This window comes from Aliidiomarina quisquiliarum, assembly GCF_023922585.1.
In the GTDB taxonomy this organism is placed as follows: Bacteria; Pseudomonadota; Gammaproteobacteria; order Enterobacterales; family Alteromonadaceae; genus Aliidiomarina; species Aliidiomarina quisquiliarum.
This window is the reverse complement of sequence record NZ_JAMFTN010000021.1, coordinates 286,492-309,995: the sequence shown is the minus strand read 5'-3', so window position 1 is coordinate 309,995 and position 23,504 is coordinate 286,492. Positions and strand designations below refer to the sequence as shown.

The following is a 23,504-nucleotide window of genomic DNA, read 5'->3' as shown; positions in this document are numbered from 1 at the left end:
TATGTACTGTTAGTTCTTATCCTAGCAAATTCACACCCCAATGAAAAAATTAATACTGGGGTCAGAACCAACTTCACCGCCAACTTTGTGGCGTTATGCGGGTTGTAGCAGCTTGCTTCTGACCCCACAATTATGACCCCACAATTACCTGAAAGTGTTGTAAGATAAGCGCATTGATTGCCTGTGGAGTTATATATGGTTTATTTTTCTTCAAAAAACATTGAGGTGTTGCAACCTTTTACGGCTGCTGAGCGGGTTGAGATTATTCAAGCTGCGGCCAAAAGCATGCCTTACGGTCGGCGTGCAGTGGCGGTGGCGCTGAAGTTATTGCTATTAATTGGCTTGTTTTGGGCCTTGTTGTTTGTGCCCGGTATTATTTGGAAGGTAGTGAGCTTACTGGCGGCGGGGTTGTTGTATCCATTGCTGTTAATGCCGGTAACCTTGAACCTTGCCCTACCCTATATTGGCGACGAAATTGCCCGCCGGGCAGACAATAAAGCCTTTGCTCGGCAAGAGCCTACGCCTAAAGATCGCGATCATAGCCCGCTGTCGAACAGCGATGGCGACAGCACTAACGACGCGGGGTCAAGCTAACTGAAGCGCCCTGGGCGGTCATGGTAAAGGGCTGGCTACCTAGCTTGCCCCGATGCCCAGTGAAACTGGCCTGCGCCCAAATACCAATAGCTAAATCGGGCCGGCTGGCGGTATTAATAACCACTTTGTCGCCACAGTGGGCCCAGCTTAAATCCCCCGTTACGCCGTCGACCCATAGCCCTGCCACGTCGAAGGCGGAGCGAATGCGCGAATGACACAATTCTTGGTTTAATAATTCCAGCAACCGCTGCGGCGTGCGTAATATTCCCATTTTCGAGCTAAAGCCTTGGCGCAAATACGGGTTCAATAAACTTTTCAGCACCAATAAAGCAATAATATCTTGCCCGGTAGCGGCTTGTGATTTTGCAATGAGCACAAAGGCGCCGTGGTTTGGAAAGCGTTGGTACACCACCAACACTTGCGACTCTGCGTTGGCGTTCACCGTATGGCTAATGTCGCACATGGGTAGGTTGAGCTGGTCTTGCGGGGTAAATTCGCCAACTAAACTGTCAATTAAATGGTCGTCGCGAAACAACACGTCGATATGGTTATCGAGCTCCCAGCGCTCGCGCTCCCAGGCGTCTTCAAGGCTGCTAACGGTTAGGCAATTTTGAATGGCTTGGTCGAGGGTGGCTAACTGTTGCAGGGGCTTAATTAAATAGTCGCTGGCCCCTAATTGCACTGCGTCGCGAATGTCGGACATGCGCTCTGAGGCAGAAATAACAATAACCGGAATGCTTTCCGTAGCCTGAATAAGCTGCTCGAGCACCTCTAAACCCGACAGGTTCGGTAAGATCAGATCGCATATTACCACGTCGGGCTTTTCTAGCGCGCAAAGCGCCAAGCCGGTTTCGCCGTCGGTGGCTAAAGTAACCTGATAGCCTAGCTTGGTAAGATAGGTTTCGACGATACCACCAAAGATAGCATCGTCTTCAATAACTAAAACTTTGCATGCCGACATTCAACTTCTCCGTTGCAGTCGCTAGCTTTGAGCATTGACCAGAGATCCGCTTTCGTCAATGTGGCGCAGTAAATTCGCGCTTAATTTGTTGCCAACTCTGGGAATTATATTCCACTGCTGCGCTGGGATTAAAACCGTCTTGGTCGTCCCATTCGTCTTTCCATTCGTCGTCCCAGTCGCTATCCCAGGGGTCGTCCCACATGCTGTCGGCAGGCACATTACCGTCGAACACTTTGTCTAGCCAGTAAGAAAAGTAGGCTTCACGCACAAAACTATATTCGTCGATGGAGTTTTCGAGCATAGGCTCAAGTTGTTTTAATTCAATACGTTGCGACAACCCACGGAGTACATATTTGGCCACGGTAATGTGCCAGCCATAAATAAGATTCGGCCACAGCACACTGTCGGCAAGGTCGCCACCACGGTCGATTGCCACCGTAGGACCAATGCCGGGCAACATAATATAAGGCCCTTGCGGCACCCCATAGGTTGCTAAGGTTTCACCGAAGGACTCTTTTTGCTCGGTAATACCCACGCTTGTGGCCACGTCGAAAAAACCTAAAAAACCTAACGAGCTGTTCATTGCAAAACGGGTAATACTAATGCCCGCGTCGCGCATTTTCAGCTGTAATACGTTGTTAATAAAGTTCACCGGCTCGTTTAAGTTGTCGGTAAAACTATAAATACTTTGCCGAAAGCCCGAGGGTACTTTTTCGTAGGTGTTGGCCAAAGGGAGTAGAATCATGGGGTCGAGGGTTTCTCGGTTCCAGTCCCATAACTTACGGTTAAAGTCTTCAAACGGGTCGCGGGCGTCGCTAAAGTCGAAGTCGGGCTCTGTGCCTTGTTCGCTGTCAGTTGCTATCGGCTCAGGAGCTGTTGCACAGCCAGTCACCGTTAGTATAAGCATGGTGGTTAAGGCAAGCCCCAGCCACCAGGGCGGTGTTCGTGTCATTGACGCATCTCCGTTAAGCGTAGCTCAACATTTAGGCCAGGGCCTGCTTCAACCACTACCGGGCGGGCTTCCATGTCGCCTATTTCCATTTCAATGGTGCCGCTACGGGTTAAGCGCGCCCCCACCAGCCAGTTACTAGCGTCGGACAAGCCCGTTGCTGTCATTAAGGCATCGGCGTCGGTAAGCGTGACTGTAACAGGGAAGTCGGCAACGACTTGACGCACCACGGCAATTGGCGCGCGGCCGCCGTCTGGATCACGAACAAACACAAACAAGGTGGCACCAAAGGGTATTTCGTTGCGCAGCTGCTCGCTGATATTCACATTCACCGTTAAAGCTAACACCGAGCCGTCGGCGCGAGCTTTGGCGTCGGCTAAGGATTTTTCCAGCGCAAGCAGGCGAGGATCACCGTCGTTTAATAACTGTAGCGTAAGCTCCCAGGCTTGCACCGCCCGTTCATAGTCGCCACGCTCGTAGGCAATTACGCCAAGTAAGGCGAGTGCGTCGACGTTGCCGCGATCTTCTTCTAAAATAGTGCGCACAAAACCCGCCGCCCGGGCTAAGTCGTTGTCGCTACCAGACATAATTAATGACTGGGAATAATACATGAGGTTGGAAATATTCTTTGGCTCTAACCGCTGCGACTGCTCAAAAGCTTCTATACCTTCGTCGAGCTGGCCTAATTGCAGCATAATTCGCCCGTACAGGCTCCAAGCGCTGGCATTTGGTTTTTCGCCCAAGCGCTGGCGTAAACCAAGCGCAAACAGCATCATTTCTTCCGGTTCAATTTGCCCTGAACTGTCGTTCAGCAACCGCTGGCTGCGCTCTTCCAGCTGCGCTAAGGCGTGATCTGCCAGGCGCTGTTGCTGCCACGATCCAGCCCATAAATATAACCCCAGCGCACTAATAACCACCACGGCAATAACCCAGCTAATAGACGCAGGTTTCATGCTGACTTGTTCGTCGGGATCGTGCACGTCGGTAACAAAGGCTTTTTTCAGCTCGCGCTGAGCGTTGGCTAAGTCTTTGTCGGTTAATAAGTCTTGTTTACGATCTTCCTCGAGCTCTAATAAGCGCGATTCATACACCGACTTATTCGCTTGCAAGGTTGACAAGGTTGACAGCTGTTGCCGCTTGGCCAACAATAAAATGGCCACCGCAAGTAACGCCAGAACACATAAAGCCACATACCACATAAATTAGTTACTTCCCTTTTGCGAGTGCTTGTTTAAAGCAGCGGCGAGCTTAGCTTCTTCGTCGGCCGTAAGCACCACGTCGCCTTTTTTCTGGCCCCGTACTAAGCCGAAAATAAACAGCATACCAATCAGCGCCACTAATAGCGGCCCAACCCAAAGTATAATAGTGCTGGCGTTTACTGGCGGCCGGTAATGCACAAAGTCGCCATAACGGGCCTTCATAAAATCAACCACTTCGTTGTAACTTGCGCCTGCAAGTACCATTTCATGGACTTTTTTACGCATGTCTTCTGCCAGCGGCGCGTCGGAGTCGGAAATAGACTGGTTTTGACACTTCGGACAACGCAGCTCTTTGCTTAATTTATTATACAGACGCTCTTGGGCCGCCGTTTCAAAGGCGTAAAATTCCCCTTGCGCCTGTACCGCACCCAAGATGCTTATGGAAACTAGTATCGACAATACAAAAGCCAGTATTCTCATTGCTTTACCTGCCTTTTATTGGTCAAACAAACTGTAATAAACCGGGCCTACTTTTTCTCGCCATACCCGTGCATTTAAGTCGCCCACATGGCGATAGCGAATAATGCCCTTCGAGTCCACCACAAAGGTTTCTGGCGCGCCGTACACGCCTAAGTCCAAGGCGAGCAAACCACTAAAGTCGAATAAATTGATTTGGTACGGGTCGCCCAAATCTTGCAGCCAGTTCATAGCGGCCGCACGGCTGTCGTCTTTGTAGTTTAGCCCAATAATGTAAATGTCTTTGGTTGCTAACAATTCATTTAAAAACGAATGCTCTTGGTAGCAGGTTGGGCACCAGGTGGCCCACACATTTATGAGCATGGGCTTACCACCAATAATACTTTGCGTGTGGGTCCGATCGGGGTTGTATAAGTCGGGCAGCTCAAAGTTTGGTACCGGCTTACCTATCAGCGCCGAGTCGAGCTCGGTGGGGTCGGAAAACAGCCCCGTGAGCAAAAACCCACCTAAGCCAATAAACAACAGCATGGGCGTTAGAAACACTAACAAACGCAGTTTACTGTTCATGCTTTGGCCTCCTTGGCTTGCGCCGCCACTAAGGGCTTGCGTTTAATGCGGTAGCGTTTGTCGCTTATGGACAATAAACCTGCAATGGCCATTAACACCCCACCAAACCAGATCCAGCGTACGAAGGGCTTAATTTGAATACGCACCGCCCAGCTACCGTCGCCGAGCTCTTCGCCCATGGCAATATATAGGTCGCGCAGCGGGTTCACTTGCAACGCGGTTTTAGTTTGTACTTGGCGTTGAATGGTATAAAAACGCTTTTCGCTGAGCACCGTGCCAATAACTTTATTGTTGCGGGAAATTTCAAACACCGCCGCGTCGCTGATCCAGTTCGAGCCTTCCCGGTGCTTTAAGCTTTGGAAAGTAAAACTGTATGGCTCTTGCACAAAGGTGTCGCCAGGCGCCATGCGCACCGTGCGCTCAACTTCGTAGTTTTGCACCAAGGCAATACCAATGATAACCACGGCAAAACCCACATGCCCGAGCACCATGCCCCAATGGCTACGGCCAAGTTTTACCAGCGCCGGTAGTTTGTGCTCGCGATTAGCGATACGTAAGCGCAGCTCTTGCACCGTGGTAATGGTGATCCACGCTGCCATAATTAAGCCAATAACCGCCATGCCCGACACATGATTTGCGAACACCAAGGGTAGAGCAAAACCAACCGCCACGGCTAGGAATAAAGCCAGTAGTAAAGGCTTAATAAGTTCAGCCATTGACTGCCTGCGCCAGCGCACCATTGGTGCTATACCTATTAGCACCACGAACGGAATAACTAGCCAGAAGAACACCGTATTAAAGAACGGCTCGCCAATAGAAACCGAGCCAAGCCCAAGCTGCTGGTGCACTAAGGGCAATAAGGTGCCAAGCAATACCACCATGGTGGCGGTAACCAGCAGAATATTATTACCCAGCAACATTACTTCACGGGAGAACAGTTCGTAACGGGTATGACTAACTACTTTTGACGCCCGCAGGGCATATAACAACAGGGAGGCAACAATAACCACCGTTAGGAAAGCGAGTAAGAATAAGCCCCGCTTGGGGTCGGCGGCAAAGGAATGCACCGACACTAATACCCCGGAGCGCACCAAAAAGGTGCCCAGTAAACTTAAACTAAAGCCTGAAATGGCGAGGAGGACTGTCCATGACTTAAAGGTGCCGCGCTTTTCCGTTACTGCCAGCGAATGAATCAGTGCAGTTGCGATAAGCCAAGGCATAAAGCTAGCGTTTTCAACCGGGTCCCAGAACCACCAACCGCCCCAACCGAGCTCGTAGTAGGCCCACCAGCTGCCCACCATGATGCCGAGGGTAAGAAAGATCCAAGCGGCGAGGGTCCAGGGTCGTGACCACCGGGCCCAAGCCGAGTCGAGCCGACCGCCCATAAGTGCGGCAATAGCAAAAGAGAACGCCACCGACAGGCCCACATAACCGAAGTACAACAACGGTGGGTGAATGATCATGCCGGGGTCTTGTAATAAGGGGTTCATGTCGCGGCCGTCGATAGGAATCATTGGCATGACATAGGACAAAGTTCGATCAAATGGATTGGAGGTAAGCAACATAAACAAATAGAAGCCAACACCAATAATACCCATAACTGCCAGTACTCGAGCGGCAAAAGTAAGGGGTAAGCGAGTTGAATACAGCGCTAAGGCAGCGGCCCAACCCGCTTGCACCAGCATCCACAGTAAGAAGGAGCCTTCGTGCGAGCCCCAAACGGCGGTTATGCGGTAATACCAAGGCAACACTGAGCTGGAGTTATTTGCCACATAAATAAGCGAGAAGTCGCCGACTAAAAACGCCCAGGTAAGTGCGATATAGGAGATGAGCGTGAAAATAAACATGCCGTAGGTAAGCGGTCTGGCTAAGGCCATGTAACCGCCATGCCCGCGGTATGCGCCTACCAGCGGAACAATAGCGAGCATTAGCGAGAACGCAAAGGCTAAGGCTAAAGCAAAGTGACCTAATTCAGCGATCATGATTAGTTACCGCCTTTGTTATTCTTGTAGTCGCTTTGACCATAACCGCTTTGCGAAGGAGGCACATGCTCGATACCTTTTAGCTCTTTGGCTAAGGCCGGTGGCATATATTCTTCGTCGTGGCGGGCTAGTACTTCCGTGGCCACAATGCGATTAGGGGCAACTAACACGCCCTGCGCCACAATGCCTTGGCCTTCGCGAAATAAGTCGGGTAATACGCCTTCGTATTCCACGATAACTTCTGCTTCGCCGCTGCCCACTAAGCGAAAGGCCACGTGTAGGCTGTCGCCAAGGCGTTCAACGGTGCCCGGTACCACTAAGCCGCCAACCCGAAGGCGTTGGCCTATTTCCGGTAAGGTCTGTTCGCTGCCCTTGCCTTCAACAATTTCACTAGGAGTATAGAACAAGTCGATATTTTGCGATAAGGCGTAAAGCACCAAGGCGGTGGCTATGGCTACCGCACCAACGATACTACCGATTACGGCGAGTCTTTTTTTACGTCTAGGGTTCATGATGGCTGGCCACTTTGTTGCTGTGTTGAGGCGCTTTTGGCGCGCTGAATTCGTTCGGCTCGGGCTTGTTGGGCACGGGCTTCTTGGGTGATTTTGCGTCGGGCCCAACTGGCTTCAAGGGCTAATGCCCCGAGGCCGAAAAAAGTAACAAACATAGACGACCAGACGTATACGCCGTAGCCACCCATGTGAATAAAGGCGCTGAAACTGTCGAAGTACATTAGCGGTTCTCCTTTAACAGTAAGGTTTGAGCCCAGGGACGGCGCACTTCGCGCTTAAGTATTTCGTTGTTTAACCGCAAGATAACTAAAGCGCTGGAAACCAGTAGGAAACCGAGAATACTGACCAATAATGGCCACAGCATTTCCGGCGCCATGCTTGGTTTTTCAAACCGGGTAATAGCTTGGGTAATGGTGGACTGCTGATGCAGCGTGTTCCACCAGTACACTGAATAATGAATAATGGGAATGTTAATAACCCCGATAAGGGCCAATATGCCTGCGGCTTTGGCGCCGGTGCGCTCGTCTTCAAAGGCCGCATAAAGGGCCATAACGCCTAAATAAAGGAAGAATAAAATAAGCTGGGCGGTTAAGCGCGCGTCCCATTCCCACCAGGTGCCCCACATGGGTTTGCCCCATACGGCGCCGGTAAACAAGGAGATTAAGGTCAGCACTGCGCCCACCGGAGCGATAGCTAAAATAGCCCATTCGGCGGTGCGAATTTGCCATACCACGGCGCTTAAGGCGGCAATAGCCATGCCCATATAAAAGCCCATAGCCCAAAAAGCGGAAGGCACATGAACAAAAATAATGCGGTAACTTTCGCCCTGTTGGTAATCGGGCGGCGCAAAGGCTAAGCCCCAAATCATGCCGATGGTTAAGATAACCACGCCGGGAATAGCGAACCAGGGTAGTAATTTTTTATTTAACCGGTAGGTTGCTTCCGGTTTTGCATAAGGGTGTAACCATCGCCACATATTAATTTACACTCACTCGTAAAGCTGCATGCACAGCATAAGGTGATAAAACCAAGGCTAACACTGTAATAGCGGCCATTAGCGCCAAAGGGCCAGCGGGCGATAAGCCTGTGGCCGCGGTTTCCACAGCTGCCGTGGCAAAAATAAGCAGCGGAATCAGCAGTGGTAATAATAGTAAACTTAACAGCGCGCCGCCTTTATTGAGGCTAACCGTAAGTGCTACGCCAATGGCCCCTACACTACTTAGTACCGGAGTACCTAGCAGTAACGACAGCCAAAGTGTGCCCCAAGCTTCCTTGGGTAAGTTCAGTAACAGCGCCAATAAGGGCGCTAAAATAAGTAATGGCACCGCTGTAAGCAGCCAGTGCATAATTATTTTCGCCAGTACTGCCCATTCAACGGCCATGGGCATAAGTAACATTTGCTCTAGCGCGCCGTCGCTAAAGTCGTCGCGAAACAACCGCTCGAGCCCTAATAAAGCTGACAACAACGCCGACACCCAAATAACACCGGGGGCAATGCGGGCTAAGGTGGCGGGCTCGGGGCCAACGCCTAAGGGAAATAAAGTGACCACCACCAGCAAAAACAAAATTGGGTTCATTAAATCGCTGCGCTGCCGCATGGCCACTCGAAATTCGCGCCGCATTAATGCCCGTACTTGGCTGCCAACACTTAACTCACTTGCCATTAATGTTGATACTCCAAGTTTAACATATTCACTTGCACGGGAATATTGTCGAGGGGCTGATGCGAGGTAAGTAACACCGAGCCGCCGCGGGCTAGTTGCCAGCTAAAACGTTCGTGCAACATGGCGATACCGCTGACGTCGAGCGACGTAAAGGGCTCGTCGAGAATCCATAAGTTGGCACTGCTTAACCATAATCGGGCTAACGCGATGCGCCGCTGCTGGCCCGCCGATAGGCGCTGGGCGGGAATGTCTTCTAAGCCCACTAAACCAACGCGCTCGAGTAATTCGTAGGGCGCCGCAGTTAATGGCTGGCCTTGGATAGCTGCGTAGTACTCGAGATTTTCGATAGCGGTTAGCTCAGGCTTAACTGCCGCCTTATGGCCGATAAAGAGTAAGTTACTATGATATTGGCTGCGGATAGTTTGAATAAGCTCGCCACGAAAGCGCACTTCGCCCGCTTGTGCTGGCAGTAACCCGGCCACAATACGCAAAAAGCTGGACTTGCCAGCGCCATTTGGACCTTGCACTTGCCATAATTCGCCGGTTTTTACGCACAGATCGAGCTGGTTGAACAAAGTTCGTTCACCTCGAATAGAGCGGATGCCTTTGGCTTCTAACAGACTTGTCATAGCCCCTCGAACAGCAAAACTAAATGGCCCGTATGTTATCATAAATACCACTGGCTCTGCGACTTAAACTGGCCGATATCAATGACCTATTGCGGCACGCTCGCATACGGGTATAGTGCACTTATGGACAAGTTAACCTCTTCTCAAACTCAGTCGCTGCTGCGCCAATTGCTGCAAGCACCGCCTAGTAGCTTACTGAACACTAGCGCTGCCCAGGCCAGTAGCGCGGCAAATACCTATGGGAAATTGCCCTTTGGCGGGCCGAGTTTGTCGTTGCAAATTCCCCCTGCCCTGCGCCAAATTATTGCTCAAGCCCAGTCGCCGGCCCAACTATTACAAAGCCTATCGACCATGCGTGACCACCCAGATGTGGCGCCCAATGTGCGGGCGTTAATGACTCAGGTGTTAAGCCAAGCCCTTGGCCAAGCTGCGGGTTCTGGGGCGCAACCTAGTGTAACCCCAGCTTTAGTGAGTGCTTGGTTTGGCTTGAACCCTGCGGCGGCCTTATTGTCGCCGGGCTTGCTTGGGGCCCAAGCCAGTGCCCAGAGTAGTTCGCAAACAAATGCCCTTTGGTTGCAACAGGCCTTACCGCTGTTGTTGTTACTATTACGCCCACAAACCGCCACCGGCAATAAAGCCACGCCAAATTTAGCCCAAGCTTTAGGCCAATTATTTGGTGGGGCCGGCCAAACGGCTGCCATGGGTACGGCTATGAGCCAGTTATTGCGTGACTTGCAAGGAGCCTTGCAACATGTGCGCATGAGCCAAGTGTTGTACGCCGACACGGCAACGCGAAATGAGCCTGATTATTTTTTAACCTTGCCCTGGCAGGTGGGGGAAGAGGCGCGCTTAATTGAATTATTGCTGCAAAAACGCCAACAACAACGGGACAAAGAGCAGCCGGAAGAGGTGTGGGTACTGTCGATGCGACTACAAATTACCCGCATTGGGCCTATTTTAGCGCGGGTGCGCTGGAACGGCGAGAAAGCCGCCATTATGCTGTACACGGATAACGATGCCGCCAGCCGCTGGTTAACCGGCAAGGTACAGCGATTGCAGAATCAATTAGTGGCTAAAAACATTCATGTGCACAGCTTAGACGTACAAACCGGCCGTATTCCTGCCAGCCTGGCGCCTGATCCTAACCAGCTGATTCGAGTGAAAGTATGAGTAAAAAAGCCATTGGCCTGAAATATGACGGCAATGATGCGCCAAAAGTGGTGTCGCGGGGCTTTGATGGTTTAGCAGAAGAGATTATTGCTGCCGCCAAAGAGGCTGGGGTGTTAGTGCATGAAGATCCGGAACTGGCTAACTTTCTTGCCAAACTAAACGTGGGCGACGAAATTCCCCGCGACCTGTACGTTATTATTGCCGAACTTATCGCCTTCGCCACCTGGCTTAACCTAAAAGCTTAATGATGGGGTCAGAACCAACCCGCTACAGCCCAATGAATTCAACAAGCCATCCTAAAAAGCTTGTTCTGACCCCAAGGTTATTTTTTATACAAACTGTAGAGCAGTTCGGCTTCGGCGCGGGGGAGTTCGCAGGCGTCCATGATTTCTTCTAAGCTTGCGCCTTGTTGTACTAGGCGGGCGGCCCGTTGGTAGAATTTGCTTTCTGGATCTTGCTCGGCCACTTCTTGAATGGCTTCTTGTTGTTGTAAAATTTGTTGCTCTAACGCTGCTTGGCTGTGGGCCAGGTTGTCGAGTTGTTGTTTCACTTCGGTGTTGTTATTAACACTCAGTTCAATTTGCTGCATGACCGCCGCTAGTTGCCTTTTGAGCGCGCCAACCTGCTCCTGCAGCTGTTGTTGCTGCAACCGATGCTGTTCTTTTTGCTGATCGTGCTCGGCCGTGGCTACTTGGTCGCTGCGCAATTGTTCCAGCACGGCTAGCAGTTTGTGTTGCTCGTCGCGGCTACGAATAACCGCGATTAACACTACAATTAGCCCCACCAAGGCGGCTAGGCTAATGCTGATTGGCAGCCAAAGAAAAAGTATATTGGTCATAGGCATTGGCTAAATTTGAGCAACTTCGCCCCATTCCTCTTCCGTGAGCATTTTATTTAGGTCAACCAAAATAAGCAGTTCGCCGTCGCGGTTACTTACCCCTTGAATAAAGCGGGCGCTTTCTTCGGTACCAATATTTGGTGCACTGTCAATTTCAGAGCTACGCAAGTAAACCACTTCTGCAACACTGTCGACCAAAATGCCAATAACCTGTTGGTCGGCTTCAATAATAACCACGCGGGTGTTGTCGTTCACTTCGCTAGAAGGCAAGCCAAAACGGGTGCGGGTGTCGATAACGGTAACCACGTTGCCACGTAAATTAATAATGCCTAACACATAGTCGGGAGCACCCGGTACCGGTGCAATTTCGCTATGGCGGAGTACTTCTTGTACCTGCATAACGTTAATGCCATAGGTTTCTTCGTCTAATTGAAAAGTAACCCACTGTAAAACTGGATCGTCGCTATCTGCCACTGCGGTTTTAGATTTCAGACTGCGGTTTGTTTGACTCATGGTTTTCTTCTCCCAAAACGAAAGCCGTTTTATTTGTTATCTTTGGCACTATTGTCTAAACCTTGCTCGAGCAAGGCGATAAGCGCTTCTACATTAATTAAAGCGCACATTTTGTCTTTTACTATACCTGCCAACCAAGGGCGTTTACCACTAGCAACTCGCCATTTTATTTCTTCGGGCTGCAGCGTGTCGGTATTAATTAACTGTTCGCAGGCGAGCCCCCAATTACTTGCACCTAACATAACAAGGTACTGATAATTAAGCCCTGCGGCTAGTTTTTCAGTGTATTTTTCTGGCATTACCCAGCGGGCTGAGTCGACCACGTTAAGCTGCTCTTCTAGGTGGGGCATCATGCCTAGATACCATGCGGGCCGGCCAAATAAGGGTTTTGGCGTTTGCCACTTATGAATACCACCTAAACTTTTTAACGGCACCGCTAAGTTTAACCCTGCCACGCTAAAAAACAACGCTTGGAAAGGTTCGCTTTGATATTCGGCCATGGCGTTTGGCTGTTGCGGCGGTGGGGGTGCCTTTCCGTACGGCAGTGCCTCTTCGTACGGCAGTGCCTCTTCGTACGGCAGTGCCGTACCTACGGTGGGCGTTTTTATAACCGGGGGTGTCGTGCCCACGGTGGGTGTTTTTATAACCGGGGGTGTCGTGCCCACGGTGGGCGTTTTTATAACCGGGGGTGTCGTGCCCACGGTGGGCGTTTTTATAACCGGGGGTGCCGTGCCCACGGTGGGTGTTTCTACAACCGGGGGCGGTTCCACGGCTGGGCCTTTGGCCAGCAAACGTTCCAATGGCGCACGGGTTAAGTCGTCGAGCTTGCTCGGCTGTTCTTCTTCTAACAACGCTGTAAGGTATTCGTGCATTGCACGATTGCTCGTTGAGTTTTGACTCATGACCTGCCTGCTAAACCTGCTTAAGAGTTTGTTTTACTAAGTAAATGTTGTAACAACTGGGTATATGCTAACACACCTCGGGCCTTTGGCGCATGCAACGACGGCGGCGTATGTTCAGCACTAGCATCGCGAAACTTGGTGTCGACGGGGATCATGCCGGCCCACACTTTACTGCCATGCTTTTTAATTAGTTTTTGGTAGGCGTCGAGTGAAGCCCGCGTACGCTTGTCGTACATGGTAGGTACCACCGTAACCAAATGATTTTGCCGCAAGGAATTCTTTACCAATTCCAAGGTTTGCAGCATGCGGTCGAGCCCTTTTAGCGCTAGGGTTTCTGTTTGCACCGGCACAATAACTTGGCTGCATGCGGCTAAAGCATTCACCATAAGTACGCCTAACACCGGTGGTACGTCGATAAGCACGTAGTCGTAGTCCATACGTAATTTGCGTAATGCCTTGCGTAACACTAAGCCCATGCCACTGCGGCCACCGAGTTTACGGTCGAGGGTGGCAAGAGCCATGGTGGCGGGTAATACGTCGATATTTTCAAAGCTAGTTTGCTGAATAGCCGCGGTTATTTTTTCATAGCTAACTTCTGGGCCTTCTAGCAACAGGTCGTAGGCGCTTTGCTGCAGTTCTTCCGAGTCGATATTAAAGTAATATGTTAGCGAAGCATGGGGATCGAGATCGATAAGCAGCACGCGGTTATTACGTTCAGCCAATAAACCGCCCAAGGCTATGGTGCTGGTGGTTTTACCCACCCCACCTTTTTGGTTTGCGACTGTCCATATCACCATGGCGATACCTAATTTAAGTCAAACGCACGTAAAATATGACGCGATACATCTTGCAGCGGCAGGTCGCGCTCGGAAAGCCCTGCTGCTGACACCGCCTGTGGCATACCATAAACAACTGAGGTGTCTTTGTCTTGTGCCCAAATAGTGGCACCGCGATCTTTTAACATACGACTGCCTTCACGGCCGTCGGCACCCATGCCGGTTAATACAATGGCGAGAACATCGCCACCATAGGTGCGCGCTAGCGAAGCGAAGGTAAGATCGACACTGGGCCGGTAGGTTAGCTTTTCACTGTCGTCTTCACGTATTTGTAGTTTGGCAGAATTAGCCCGACCGTCGACAATCATTTGTTTGCCACCTGGGGCTAAATAAGCATGCCCTGGCTGCAGAATATCACCGTCTTGTGCTTCTTTCACTTTGATAGCGCAAAGACTGTCGAGCCGATTAGCAAAGGCGTTCGTAAAGGCCGCTGGCATGTGCTGCACTAGCACTATGGGCACGGGAAAGTTTGCCGGCAAGGCGCTAAGTACTGTTTGCAACGCAACGGGACCACCGGTGGAAGTGCCAATAGCCAGCACTTTAAATGGTGCCGTGCGCGCTATTGGCGCTACCGTACTTGGTGCGGCCTGGGCTTGTTGAGTACTTACTGTGGGCTGAATAGCGGGCCGTTGGCGCACACTAAGCCGGTCGGTTAAACTGCTGCCTAAGGGCGGCCGGCTAATAGGCGTTCTGGCAGGCGTGCTAAGGGGCGTGCGCAGCGGTGTGCGTTTGCCCCCAATTTGAATTACCCGTTGCTGCAAAACCTGAATAGCTTCGCTGCGGTTACGGGCAATGTCTTCGAATTTTTTTGGTAGGAAGTCGACTGCGCCGGCGTCGAGGGCATCAAGCGTAGCTTTGGCACCGTCGTGAGTAAGCGAGCTAAACATTAAAATGGGCACCGGTCGCTCTGCCATAATGCGCCGCACCGCGCTAATACCGTCGAGTACCGGCATTTCAATGTCCATGGTAATGACATCGGGGCGCAGTTTGCGAGCTTGTATAATAGCTTCTTCGCCATCAGCGGCTTGACCAATAACTTCTATTTCAGGCGACCCATTTAAAATTTCTGTCACTCGGCGACGGAAAAAGCTGGAGTCATCTACAACTAATACCCTGACTGTCATGTTTTCCTTTAGTGTTTAATAGAGCGTTTCGCATAACGCTTGAGCAAACTTGGTATATCAAGAATAAGAGCAATACCGCCGTCGCTGGTAATTGTAGCACCAGCCATGCCTGGCGTGCCTTGCAACATACGGTCGAGCGGCTTAATTACCACTTCTTCTTGGCCCACTAAAGCGTCGACCACAAAACCCACTTGTTGGGTGCCTAAGGTAACCACCACCACATGCCCTTCGTCGCGCTTGAAGTTGGGGTTGTTGCCTTTGTTCAGCCACAGGTTTAAATAAAACAATGGTATGGCTTTGTCGCGCACGATCATGCTGAGCTGGCCGTCGACGGTGTTGGTTAGCTTTAAGTCTAAGTTTATAATTTCGTTTACGGTAGCTAATGGCAGCGCAAAAGCCTGCTTGCCAACCCGCACCATAAGCGTTGGTAAAATAGCTAAGGTTAAGGGCACCTTAATTTCTAAGCGGGTGCCGCGGCCCATTTCTGAGTCGATACGCACCGAGCCATTAAGCTGGTTTATTTTGGTTTTTACCACGTCCATGCCCACACCACGACCGGACACGTCGGAAATAACTTCTTTGGTGGAAAAGCCGGCAGCAAAAATAAGGTTGTAGGCTTCTTCGTCGGTCATACGCGCGGCGGCGTCGACGTCTAAAATGCCACGCTTAATAGCGATGCCTTTTAATTTTTCTGCGTCCATGCCGGCGCCGTCGTCTTCAATTGACAACAGTATATGGTCGCCTTCTTGCGACGCCGCTAAAGTAACCACACCCATGCGCGGCTTACCCGCCTTTACCCGCTCGTCGGGCATTTCAATGCCGTGGTCGACGGAGTTACGCACTAAGTGCACTAAGGGGTCGGCTAGTGCTTCTACCAGGTTTTTGTCTAGGTCGGTGTCTTCGCCAATGAGCTCGAGGGTAATTTCTTTATTTAAGGTACGCGCCATGTCGCGCACTACGCGGGGGAAGCGGCCAAATACTTTCTTAATGGGCTGCATGCGCGTTTTCATTACCGAGCCTTGTAAGTCGCCGGTGACCACGTCGAGGTTAGAAATAGCTTTGCCTAGCTCTTCGTCGTTAAAGTTACTATTGAGTAACAATAAACGGTTTCGAACCAAGACCAGTTCGCCCACCATGTTCATAATGTCGTCGAGGCGGCGGGTGTCGACCCGTACGGTGGTTTCTGCCGGCGGCGCTACTGGCCGTGGTGCCGGCTTTGGTTCTGGTTTTGCTGCTGGCTTGGCGGCTGGTTTGGCTGCTGCTGGTTTAGGCTCAGGTTTAGCGGCTGGTTTTGCAGTAGGCTCGCTGGTAGCAGGTTGCACGCTGCTTGGTGCTTGACTGCCGTGCAATTCGTCGAGCAGGGCTTCAAATTCTTCGTCGCTCATTTCACCATCGGCGGCTGCAGCTGCTGGTGTTGCTGGTGCGGCGGGTGGCTCTTGGGCGGGCTGTGCTGGTGGTTTAACCCCTTGTAATTCGTCGAGTAAAGCTTCGAATTCCTCGTCGCTCATTTCGTCGTTGTCGCTGCCGGCGGCTTGTTCAGCCGCGGGCGTTGCTGCTGCCGCTGGCGGGGTGCTTGCTGTTTCCCCACCGACACCGTGCAATTCGTCGAGTAAGGATTCAAATTCCTCGTCGGTAATGTCGTCGACACCACCTTCGCCGGAAATAGCCGTGGGCTTTTCTGCCTCGCTTTCTGCTACTTCTTCGGCTTCGTCAGCTTGTGTTACTTCTGCACCGCTGTCGCCCGGCATGTGGGTGCCCGGCTCGCTTAAAATTGTTAAGGCGGCCAATAGCTCCGGATCAGCCGGCTGCATTTCTTCCCGGGCTTGCACCGCGGCAAATTGTTCGTTTATGGTGTCGAGGGCCTGTAAAATAACGTCCATAAGTTCTGACGACAGTTCGCGGCCACCATTACGTAAGGTGTCGAACACGTTTTCGGCACCGTGACAGGTGTCGATTAAATGGCCTAGCGATAAAAACCCGGCGCCACCTTTCACCGTATGAAAGCCACGGAAAATAGCGTTCAGTAAATCACGGTTATCAGGATCGTTTTCTAATTCCACCAACTGCCCAGAAAGCAGTTCTAAAATTTCACCGGCTTCAATTAAAAAGTCCTGCAGGATGTCTTCATCGAGGTCAAAACTCATGTGCAGCTGCTCCTAAAACCCTAAACTAGACAGCAGATCATCAACGCCGTCTTGTCCACTGACAACGTCATCTCTTACTTCAGGATCGATTACAGGCCCTTCTGGCCCGTTACCCTTCACTGCCTTTGCGTTTTTTTCTTGTGCTGCTTTTTGGTAGTCTTCACCAAAAATTGTCAGCAGCGATATTAGTTGGCTTTCTACTTCTTGCACTAAATCGATTACCCGGCGAATAACTTGGCCGGTTAAATCTTGAAAGTCTTGTGCCATTAATACTTCTGTTAATAGCGTATGCAAATGTTCACTGCGCTCGGCTGAACGGCGAATAAAGCCGTCGACTTGATGGCACAGTGTTTTAAACTGCTGTAAGTCGATGTCGCGCGACATTAACCCGTTCCACACGGGCAAAATTGCACTCACTTCGGTACCCATTTCTTCGGCTAAGGGTAGCGACGCTTCGACCGCATCCATGGTGCGGTTGGCAGCTTCTTCAGTACGTTGCATCACGTACTGCAAGCGATTTTGTGCATCGGGTAGCTCGTCGGTGGTTAACGTTGATAACCGCGGATCTTCTAAAAATTCCTGTAGCGAGTCGTGCAGTTGGCGGGTTAATCTACCAATCGATTCAAACAGCTCGTCTTGATCGGCGTCGGCTAACTGCCGTAACAACCGGTCGGCTTCAGTTTGCTTTTCGTGTTCTAGTAAGCGCACTAATTCCTGCGCTTGCTCCAGCGTAATCGTTCCGACGGATGGCACCATCTGTGTTCTCCTTGTCAGATTATGCTAGCCGTTCGAATACTTTTTCGAGCTTTTCTTTTAACGTAGCAGCGGTAAAGGGCTTCACAATATAGCCATTTACACCTGCTTGCGCCGCTTCAATTATTTGATCGCGCTTTGCTTCCGCCGTTACCATTAGTACGGGAATGTGCTTCAGCCGTTCGTCGGCCCGAATGGCCCGTAGCAGGTCGATACCCTGCATGCCTGGCATGTTCCAGTCGGTAACAACGAAATCAAATTCGCCGTTTTGCAGCATAGGCAAAGCGGTGGTGCCGTCGTCGGCTTCAGAAACGTTCTGCAAGCCTAGATCGCGCAGCAAGTTTTTTATAATGCGCCTCATCGTTGAAAAATCATCCACGACAAGAATTTTCATGTTTTTGTCCAATGTGCCCTCCAGCGAGGCTTAATACCTAAACGAGTCGTGTTAATCAGTCCAACTTCGCATACGACCTTTTAATCGTACCATGGCCTGACTATGAATTTGACTTACTCGTGATTCACTCACGTCTAAAATTTGGCCTATTTCTTTTAAGTTCAGTTCTTCGTCGTAATACAATGACAGCACCAGTGATTCGCGCTCAGGCAAACCACGAATAGATTCAGCCAACGCACGTTGAAACGCCTTTTGCTCGACTTCAGCAAAAGGTTCGTTGTGGGTGGCGTCTTGGCTGCCGGTTACGATAACGTCTTCAGAAACGCCTAAGTCTTCGATACCAATTATACGTCCTGAACTAACATCATTCAAAATTTGATGATATTCGTCTAATGGTATACCTAATTTTTCTGCAACTTCATGGTCGCGAGCGTCGCGGCCTGTTTCATTTTCTACTTGCCGTACCGCTTCGGCTAACATGCGGCTATTACGGTGCACCGAGCGTGGGGCCCAGTCGCCACGGCGGATTTCGTCGAGCATAGCGCCACGAATACGAATACCGGCAAAAGTTTCAAAACTTGCACCTTTACCGGTTTGAAAGTTTTTTGAGGCCTCGAGTAAGCCTATCATACCAGCCTGAATAAGATCGTCGACCTGCACATTGGCCGGTAGCCGCGCCACCATGTGATGGGCAATGCGTTTAACCAAATTAGTGTGCTGTTCAACAATTTGTTGTTGGTGGCGAGCTTCTGAAGCATAGGCAGCTACTTTACTCATTAGCAGGCTCCTTTCCAGGCTGTGGCTGGGCCACCAATTGTTCAATAAAGAATTCTAAATGCCCGCCCGCCTGCGCTGGTATAGGCCAGTTCATTGCGCGTGTTCCCAGAGCTTTAAAGGCCAGCGAGCCCGGTGAACGCGGAAAGGCTTCAATTAATAATTGTTGTTTGCGTACTGCTTTTCGCAGGTTTTCGTCGTACGGCACGATGGCAGCAAGTTCTAAGGCCACGTCTAAAAAGCGGTCGGTTACTTTGGTTAGCTTATTAAACAGCACTTGCCCTTCGCGCATGGTGCGTACCATATTGGCTACTATTTTAAACCGAAACACGCCGTGTTCGCGGCTTAGTAGCTTAATTAGCGCGTAGGCGTCGGTAATAGAGGTGGGCTCGTCGCACACTACCACTACTACGTCTTGCGAGGCGCGGGCAAAGCTAAGCACCATGTTAGAAATACCGGCGGCGGTGTCGACAATAAGCACATCGAATTCGGTTCGCATATTACTAAAGGCACGAATAAGGCCTACATGCTCTTGTGGCGACAATTCGACCATGGAGCGCGTACCGGAAGTGGAAGGCGCAATAAAAATGCCCCGCGGCCCTTCTATTAAGATGTCGTCGATGTCACATTCGCCCGACAACACATGGGATAAATTCTTTTCTACACGCAAGCCTAAAATAACGTCGACGTTTGCCAAGCCTAAGTCGGCGTCGAGAACCAATACGCGCTTGCCTTGGTCGGCCATGGCCATAGCCATATTCAGCGATACGTTGGTTTTTCCTACGCCGCCTTTGCCGCCAGTAACTGCAATAACTTTAATTTGGTTTTTTTTCATTATCCGTCTCAAACCGCTCGCTTGATCGTTCACTACTGGGTGTCCTGCTACTACGTGTATTAATTGCTTATGTTATCAGTTTACTTCACTTCGACCATTATTGTGCAAATTATACATAAGCAAAGTCGGCTTCAGTAGAAAACTGGTGGTCAACAACCGCTGATGCTGCAGCCATTGTTTCGGCTCGGGCGATTAAATCGCCGGCATCGGCCACTTTAATGTCTTCGGGTACGCGCTGTCCATCTGTAAGATAGCTTATTGGCAATGAATTTTGAATGCTAACACTTAATGATTCACCAATACTTAGACATTCATCAAGTTTGGTGAAGATACAGCCGCTTAAGGGTAACTTTTTAAAGCGGCGAACAATTTCTTCTTGTACGGCGCCTTGGGCCGTAGCTGCCAAAACCAAGTAAGGGCGAATACGTAAACGGGTGTTGCGCATTAGCGTTTCTAATTGGTCGGTTAAGCGCATGTCGCGCTGGCTCATGCCTGCGGTGTCAATAAGTACTAACTTACGCTGGCGTAATTGCGCTAACACCACATTGAGTTCGTCGGCATTTTTGGCCACTTTAACCGTGCAGCCAATAATGCGGCCATAGGTTTGTAACTGTTCCGCGGCAGCTATGCGGTAGGTGTCGGTGGTGATCATGGCCACGCTGTCGGCACCATGGCGACGAGCAAAGCGCGCCGCTAATTTAGCTACGGTGGTGGTTTTCCCTACGCCAGTTGGCCCGACTAATGCAACCACGCCGCCTTTTTGTAAAATGTCGTTGCTGGTGGTTTGTATTTGGCTTTGCATCAAGTCAAGGGTTTGCTGCCAGGCTTCGTCTTTCTTTAGCCCTTCTGGAATAAAGCACGAGATTTGATCTGCCACTTGGCCGGTAAAGCCAAGCTTTTTTAATTTATTAATTAGCAAAGCCCGCATGGGTTCGCGGCGCTCAACTTCTTGCCACATTAAACCCGATACCTGATGCTCGAGTAAGGCCCGAATGGCGGCCATGTCGTCGCGCATGGTTTCCATTTGGCTGTCTTGGGCGGCAAGCCGTGCTGCAACTTGGGCGTCGTTGAGTATACGTGATTCTGCCACCATTTGCCCTGCTACCTGGGCAACGGGCTCTTGTAAGCTTGGTTCTTGGCGTGTTGCTGGCTGCAGCGGCTCGGCCACCGGCTGTTGTGGCTCTGGCTGTGGTGCCGCAGCAACTGGCTCGAGAGCTTCCGCTTGCGAGGGTGCCGCTTCTTCTTGTTGACGTTGCAATAAGGCTTCTAAAGAAGTGGCAATAGCCTGTTGTTTTTCAACGCCTCCGGCAAGCTCTTCAATAGGGGTGACGGTGTTTTGACGACGCGCCGATGACATGGCTTGTGCCGGTGCGGTGTCGGGGTCATAAGCGGCCACCAACTCAACCCCACCAGACACGGTTTTATTCGACATAATAACGGCGTCTGGTCCTAAGGTGCGCTTCACTTCTGCCAATGCTGAACGCATATCTTTTGCAAAAAAACGTTTTATTTTCATGTTGCTTAACTCCGCCAAGCTAGCTCAGCTGCCCGTTACTGACCGATTGAGCTGACGATTCTAATTTGTTTGTCGTCGGGTATTTCCTGGTACGACAATACGTGTAGTCCTTGCAGGCTATTACGGGTAAAGCGTGACAATGTACCCCGTAACATTCCTGAAGTGAGCAAAACTGACGGTTGACCGTTCATTTCTTGCTGCTGGTGAGCGTCTTTTAAACTTGTTTGTAACCGCTCGGCCAAGCCGGGTTCAATACCCGCACCTTCATTTCCTGCCATCTGTAGTGACTGATGCAACATCTGTTCCAACTCTGGCGCCAATGTTATGACGGGCAGTTCTTCCATGCCGCCAGCGGCTTCTTGCACAATTAACCGGCGCAGGGCAATGCGCACTGCCGAAGTAAGTACGTCGGCGTCTTGGCTTTTACTACCGTACTCGGCCAAGGTTTGTACTATGGTTCTGAAGTCGCGCACGGGTACGCCTTCTTCAAGTAAGTTTTGTAGCACTTTGGCAATAATCGACAAGCTTAAAACGTCTGGTACTAAGCCTTCAATAAGCTTCGGTTGCTGCTTGGCTAATAGGTCGAGCAACTGCTGGGTTTCTTCATGGCCCACCAGCTGAGCGGCGTTATTGGTAAGAATTTGGCTAACATGGGTGGCCACTACCGTAGCCGCGTCGACCACTGTGTAGCCTAAGGTTTGTGCGTGCTCGCGATCTTCTTTCTTAATCCAAACCGCGTCGAGGCCGAAGGCTGGGTCTTTGGTGGCTTCACCTTTTAACTGCCCGAACACTTGGCCCGGGTTAATGGCTAGTTCCCAGTCGGGGCGTATTTCCGCTTCGCCAAAGGTGACTCCCAGCAAGGTAATACGATATTGGTTGGGGCCTAAGTCGAGGTTGTCGCGAATGTGCACCGGTGGCACCAGAAAGCCCAATTCTTGGGACAGCTTTTTACGCACGCCTTTAATACGCGCCAGTAATTCGCCACCTTGGTTTTTATCGACCATTGGAATAAGCCGGTAACCTACTTCTAGGCCTATAGTGTCGACTTGGTGCACGTCGTCCCAACTAATTTCCTTACTGTCGATATTTTGATTTTGCGTGGCAAGTTCCGTGCGCTCTTTCACTAGCTCGCCTTCTTTGCCGTCTTTGGCGGCTTTAATGCGCAAATAAGCCAAACCAATACACAGGGCGGCCATTGACAGAAAAGCAATGTGCGGCATGCCCGGCACTATGCCCATAACAAACAAAATAGCGCCAACAATAATAAGTACCCGCGGATTACCCGACAGCACTTTGGTGAGCTGTTCGCCTAAGTCTTTGTCGGCATTTTCTCGGGTAATAATAATTGCCGTTGCTACCGACAGTAACAGCGAGGGAATTTGCGCTACTAGGCCGTCACCAATACTAAGTAGTGAATATACTTCCATGGCAACGCCAAAGGGTAAGTCGTGTTGTAGGGTACCAATAAGCACACCGCCAACAATGTTAATACCAAGAATAAGCAAGCCCGCAATAGCGTCGCCTTTTACGAATTTACTGGCACCGTCCATGGAGCCGTAGAAGTCGGCTTCACGGGTAACGTCTTCACGTTTTTCTTTGGCGTCTTCTTGGGTAATAAGGCCAGAGTTGAGGTCGGCGTCGATGGCCATTTGTTTTCCGGGCATGGCGTCGAGGGTAAAACGTGCCGTTACTTCTGAAATTCGGCCTGCACCTTTGGTAATAACCACGAAGTTAATGATGATTAAAATAAGGAACACCACCATACCTACCGTGTAGTTACCACCAATAACCACGGCACCAAAAGATTCGATAACCTTACCGGCCGCACCTGGGCCTTCTTGACCGTTAAGTAGTACCACGCGGGTAGAAGCAATGTTAAGCGCCAACCGGAATACGGTGGCGATAAGCAAAATAGACGGAAAGGCAGCAAATTCCAACGGGCGGCGGGTATAAACCGCCACTAACAGCACCATCATAGACAGGGTTATATTAAAAGAAAAAAGAATGTCGAGCAGCAGCGGTGGCATAGGTAACACCACCATGGCCAGAATAGCCAATACTCCAATAGGCGTGCCGACGCCAATTAAATGACGCTTATGATTATTATAAAACCCTTGCATAACTGCCAATTGCTGCATAACGCTTTATTCCTGTCTTTACCTGTGATGCGC

Annotated in this window: 26 protein-coding genes; 3 read left to right on the top strand and 23 right to left on the bottom strand. The window is 50.7% G+C overall.

What is annotated here, in order from left to right; translation table 11 throughout:
- Positions 1 to 195: 195 nt before the first annotated feature.
- Positions 196 to 594: a DUF6170 family protein gene (locus tag M1L23_RS09450; RefSeq protein WP_252627103.1), complete on the top strand. Its 399-nt coding sequence runs from the start codon at positions 196 to 198 to the stop codon at positions 592 to 594.
- Here the strand turns inward: M1L23_RS09450 and M1L23_RS09445 are convergent.
- The 11 genes from M1L23_RS09445 to ccmA are packed head-to-tail and all read right to left on the bottom strand — an operon-like array spanning position 572 to position 9,534.
- Positions 572 to 1,555 carry a response regulator gene (locus M1L23_RS09445; protein WP_252627101.1) on the bottom strand — a complete coding sequence of 328 codons (984 nt, stop codon included), beginning with the start codon at positions 1,553 to 1,555 and terminating at the stop codon, positions 572 to 574. The two genes, M1L23_RS09450 and M1L23_RS09445, sit on opposite strands and share 23 nt — an antisense overlap.
- Before the next feature lie 55 nt (positions 1,556 to 1,610).
- Positions 1,611 to 2,507, bottom strand: a complete 897-nt coding sequence (locus tag M1L23_RS09440) for an MlaA family lipoprotein (RefSeq protein ID WP_252627100.1) — start codon at positions 2,505 to 2,507, stop codon at positions 1,611 to 1,613.
- Complete coding sequence (gene ccmI / locus M1L23_RS09435; RefSeq protein WP_252627099.1) at positions 2,504 to 3,703, bottom strand: c-type cytochrome biogenesis protein CcmI; 1,200 nt, start codon at positions 3,701 to 3,703, stop codon at positions 2,504 to 2,506. The genes M1L23_RS09440 and ccmI overlap by 4 nt, the downstream gene beginning before the upstream one ends.
- 3 nt (positions 3,704 to 3,706) lie before the next feature.
- Entirely contained in the window at positions 3,707 to 4,183 is a 477-nt protein-coding gene (locus tag M1L23_RS09430; RefSeq protein ID WP_252627098.1) for a cytochrome c-type biogenesis protein, read from the bottom strand.
- 15 nt (positions 4,184 to 4,198) lie between these two features.
- Entirely contained in the window at positions 4,199 to 4,747 is a 549-nt protein-coding gene (locus M1L23_RS09425; RefSeq protein ID WP_252627097.1) for a DsbE family thiol:disulfide interchange protein, read from the bottom strand.
- Complete coding sequence (locus M1L23_RS09420) at positions 4,744 to 6,729, bottom strand: heme lyase CcmF/NrfE family subunit (protein WP_252627096.1); 1,986 nt, start codon at positions 6,727 to 6,729, stop codon at positions 4,744 to 4,746. Before M1L23_RS09420 ends, M1L23_RS09425 begins: the two co-directional genes overlap by 4 nt.
- Positions 6,730 to 6,731: 2 nt before the next feature.
- Positions 6,732 to 7,241 (bottom strand): cytochrome c maturation protein CcmE, encoded by a 510-nt coding sequence (ccmE, locus tag M1L23_RS09415; protein WP_252627095.1) that lies wholly within the window; start codon positions 7,239 to 7,241, stop codon positions 6,732 to 6,734.
- Entirely contained in the window at positions 7,238 to 7,462 is a 225-nt protein-coding gene (gene ccmD, locus M1L23_RS09410) for a heme exporter protein CcmD (RefSeq protein ID WP_252627092.1), read from the bottom strand. Before ccmD ends, ccmE begins: the two co-directional genes overlap by 4 nt.
- Positions 7,462 to 8,217, bottom strand: a complete 756-nt coding sequence (locus M1L23_RS09405) for a heme ABC transporter permease (protein WP_252627091.1) — start codon at positions 8,215 to 8,217, stop codon at positions 7,462 to 7,464. The genes ccmD and M1L23_RS09405 overlap by 1 nt, the downstream gene beginning before the upstream one ends.
- 1 nt (position 8,218) lies before the next feature.
- Entirely contained in the window at positions 8,219 to 8,905 is a 687-nt protein-coding gene (gene ccmB, locus M1L23_RS09400) for a heme exporter protein CcmB (protein WP_252627090.1), read from the bottom strand.
- The gene (gene ccmA, locus M1L23_RS09395; RefSeq protein ID WP_252627089.1) at positions 8,905 to 9,534 is read right to left on the bottom strand and encodes a cytochrome c biogenesis heme-transporting ATPase CcmA; all 630 of its coding nucleotides are present in this window, start codon (positions 9,532 to 9,534) and stop codon (positions 8,905 to 8,907) included. The genes ccmB and ccmA overlap by 1 nt, the downstream gene beginning before the upstream one ends.
- Positions 9,535 to 9,657: 123 nt before the next feature.
- On the opposite strand from ccmA, the gene fliK reads away from it, so the two are divergent.
- Together fliK and M1L23_RS09385 are read left to right on the top strand one after the other, a co-directional pair.
- Positions 9,658 to 10,704: a flagellar hook-length control protein FliK gene (gene fliK, locus M1L23_RS09390; RefSeq protein WP_252627087.1), complete on the top strand. Its 1,047-nt coding sequence runs from the start codon at positions 9,658 to 9,660 to the stop codon at positions 10,702 to 10,704.
- On the top strand, positions 10,701 to 10,949 hold the full coding sequence (locus M1L23_RS09385; RefSeq protein WP_252627086.1) for an EscU/YscU/HrcU family type III secretion system export apparatus switch protein: 249 nt from the start codon (positions 10,701 to 10,703) through the stop codon (positions 10,947 to 10,949). The genes fliK and M1L23_RS09385 overlap by 4 nt, the downstream gene beginning before the upstream one ends.
- 77 nt (positions 10,950 to 11,026) lie before the next feature.
- Here M1L23_RS09385 and M1L23_RS09380 read toward each other — a convergent pair whose 3' ends face one another.
- From M1L23_RS09380 to flhA, 12 genes are all read right to left on the bottom strand, one after another.
- The gene (locus M1L23_RS09380) at positions 11,027 to 11,542 is read right to left on the bottom strand and encodes a DUF2802 domain-containing protein (protein WP_252627084.1); all 516 of its coding nucleotides are present in this window, start codon (positions 11,540 to 11,542) and stop codon (positions 11,027 to 11,029) included.
- 9 nt (positions 11,543 to 11,551) lie between these two features.
- Positions 11,552 to 12,055: a chemotaxis protein CheW gene (locus M1L23_RS09375; protein ID WP_252627083.1), complete on the bottom strand. Its 504-nt coding sequence runs from the start codon at positions 12,053 to 12,055 to the stop codon at positions 11,552 to 11,554.
- Between the two features lie 29 nt (positions 12,056 to 12,084).
- Entirely contained in the window at positions 12,085 to 12,957 is an 873-nt protein-coding gene (locus M1L23_RS09370; protein ID WP_252627082.1) for a chemotaxis protein CheW, read from the bottom strand.
- Between the two features lie 20 nt (positions 12,958 to 12,977).
- Positions 12,978 to 13,754 carry a ParA family protein gene (locus M1L23_RS09365; protein ID WP_252627081.1) on the bottom strand — a complete coding sequence of 259 codons (777 nt, stop codon included), beginning with the start codon at positions 13,752 to 13,754 and terminating at the stop codon, positions 12,978 to 12,980.
- Between the two features lie 8 nt (positions 13,755 to 13,762).
- Positions 13,763 to 14,917 carry a protein-glutamate methylesterase/protein-glutamine glutaminase gene (locus M1L23_RS09360; RefSeq protein WP_252627079.1) on the bottom strand — a complete coding sequence of 385 codons (1,155 nt, stop codon included), beginning with the start codon at positions 14,915 to 14,917 and terminating at the stop codon, positions 13,763 to 13,765.
- 8 nt (positions 14,918 to 14,925) lie between these two features.
- The gene (locus M1L23_RS09355; RefSeq protein WP_252627078.1) at positions 14,926 to 17,061 is read right to left on the bottom strand and encodes a chemotaxis protein CheA; all 2,136 of its coding nucleotides are present in this window, start codon (positions 17,059 to 17,061) and stop codon (positions 14,926 to 14,928) included.
- A 12-nt stretch (positions 17,062 to 17,073) separates the two neighbouring features.
- Complete coding sequence (locus tag M1L23_RS09350; RefSeq protein WP_252627076.1) at positions 17,074 to 17,817, bottom strand: protein phosphatase CheZ; 744 nt, start codon at positions 17,815 to 17,817, stop codon at positions 17,074 to 17,076.
- A 19-nt stretch (positions 17,818 to 17,836) separates the two neighbouring features.
- Positions 17,837 to 18,220 (bottom strand): chemotaxis response regulator CheY, encoded by a 384-nt coding sequence (cheY, locus tag M1L23_RS09345; RefSeq protein WP_252627074.1) that lies wholly within the window; start codon positions 18,218 to 18,220, stop codon positions 17,837 to 17,839.
- Between the two features lie 39 nt (positions 18,221 to 18,259).
- Entirely contained in the window at positions 18,260 to 18,985 is a 726-nt protein-coding gene (locus tag M1L23_RS09340) for an RNA polymerase sigma factor FliA (protein WP_252627073.1), read from the bottom strand.
- Complete coding sequence (locus M1L23_RS09335; protein ID WP_252627072.1) at positions 18,978 to 19,817, bottom strand: MinD/ParA family ATP-binding protein; 840 nt, start codon at positions 19,815 to 19,817, stop codon at positions 18,978 to 18,980. Before M1L23_RS09335 ends, M1L23_RS09340 begins: the two co-directional genes overlap by 8 nt.
- A gap of 109 nt (positions 19,818 to 19,926) precedes the next feature.
- Positions 19,927 to 21,333 (bottom strand): flagellar biosynthesis GTPase FlhF, encoded by a 1,407-nt coding sequence (gene flhF / locus M1L23_RS09330; RefSeq protein ID WP_252627070.1) that lies wholly within the window; start codon positions 21,331 to 21,333, stop codon positions 19,927 to 19,929.
- A 35-nt stretch (positions 21,334 to 21,368) separates the two neighbouring features.
- Entirely contained in the window at positions 21,369 to 23,471 is a 2,103-nt protein-coding gene (gene flhA / locus M1L23_RS09325; protein WP_252627069.1) for a flagellar biosynthesis protein FlhA, read from the bottom strand.
- Between the last annotated feature and the right edge of the window lie 33 nt (positions 23,472 to 23,504).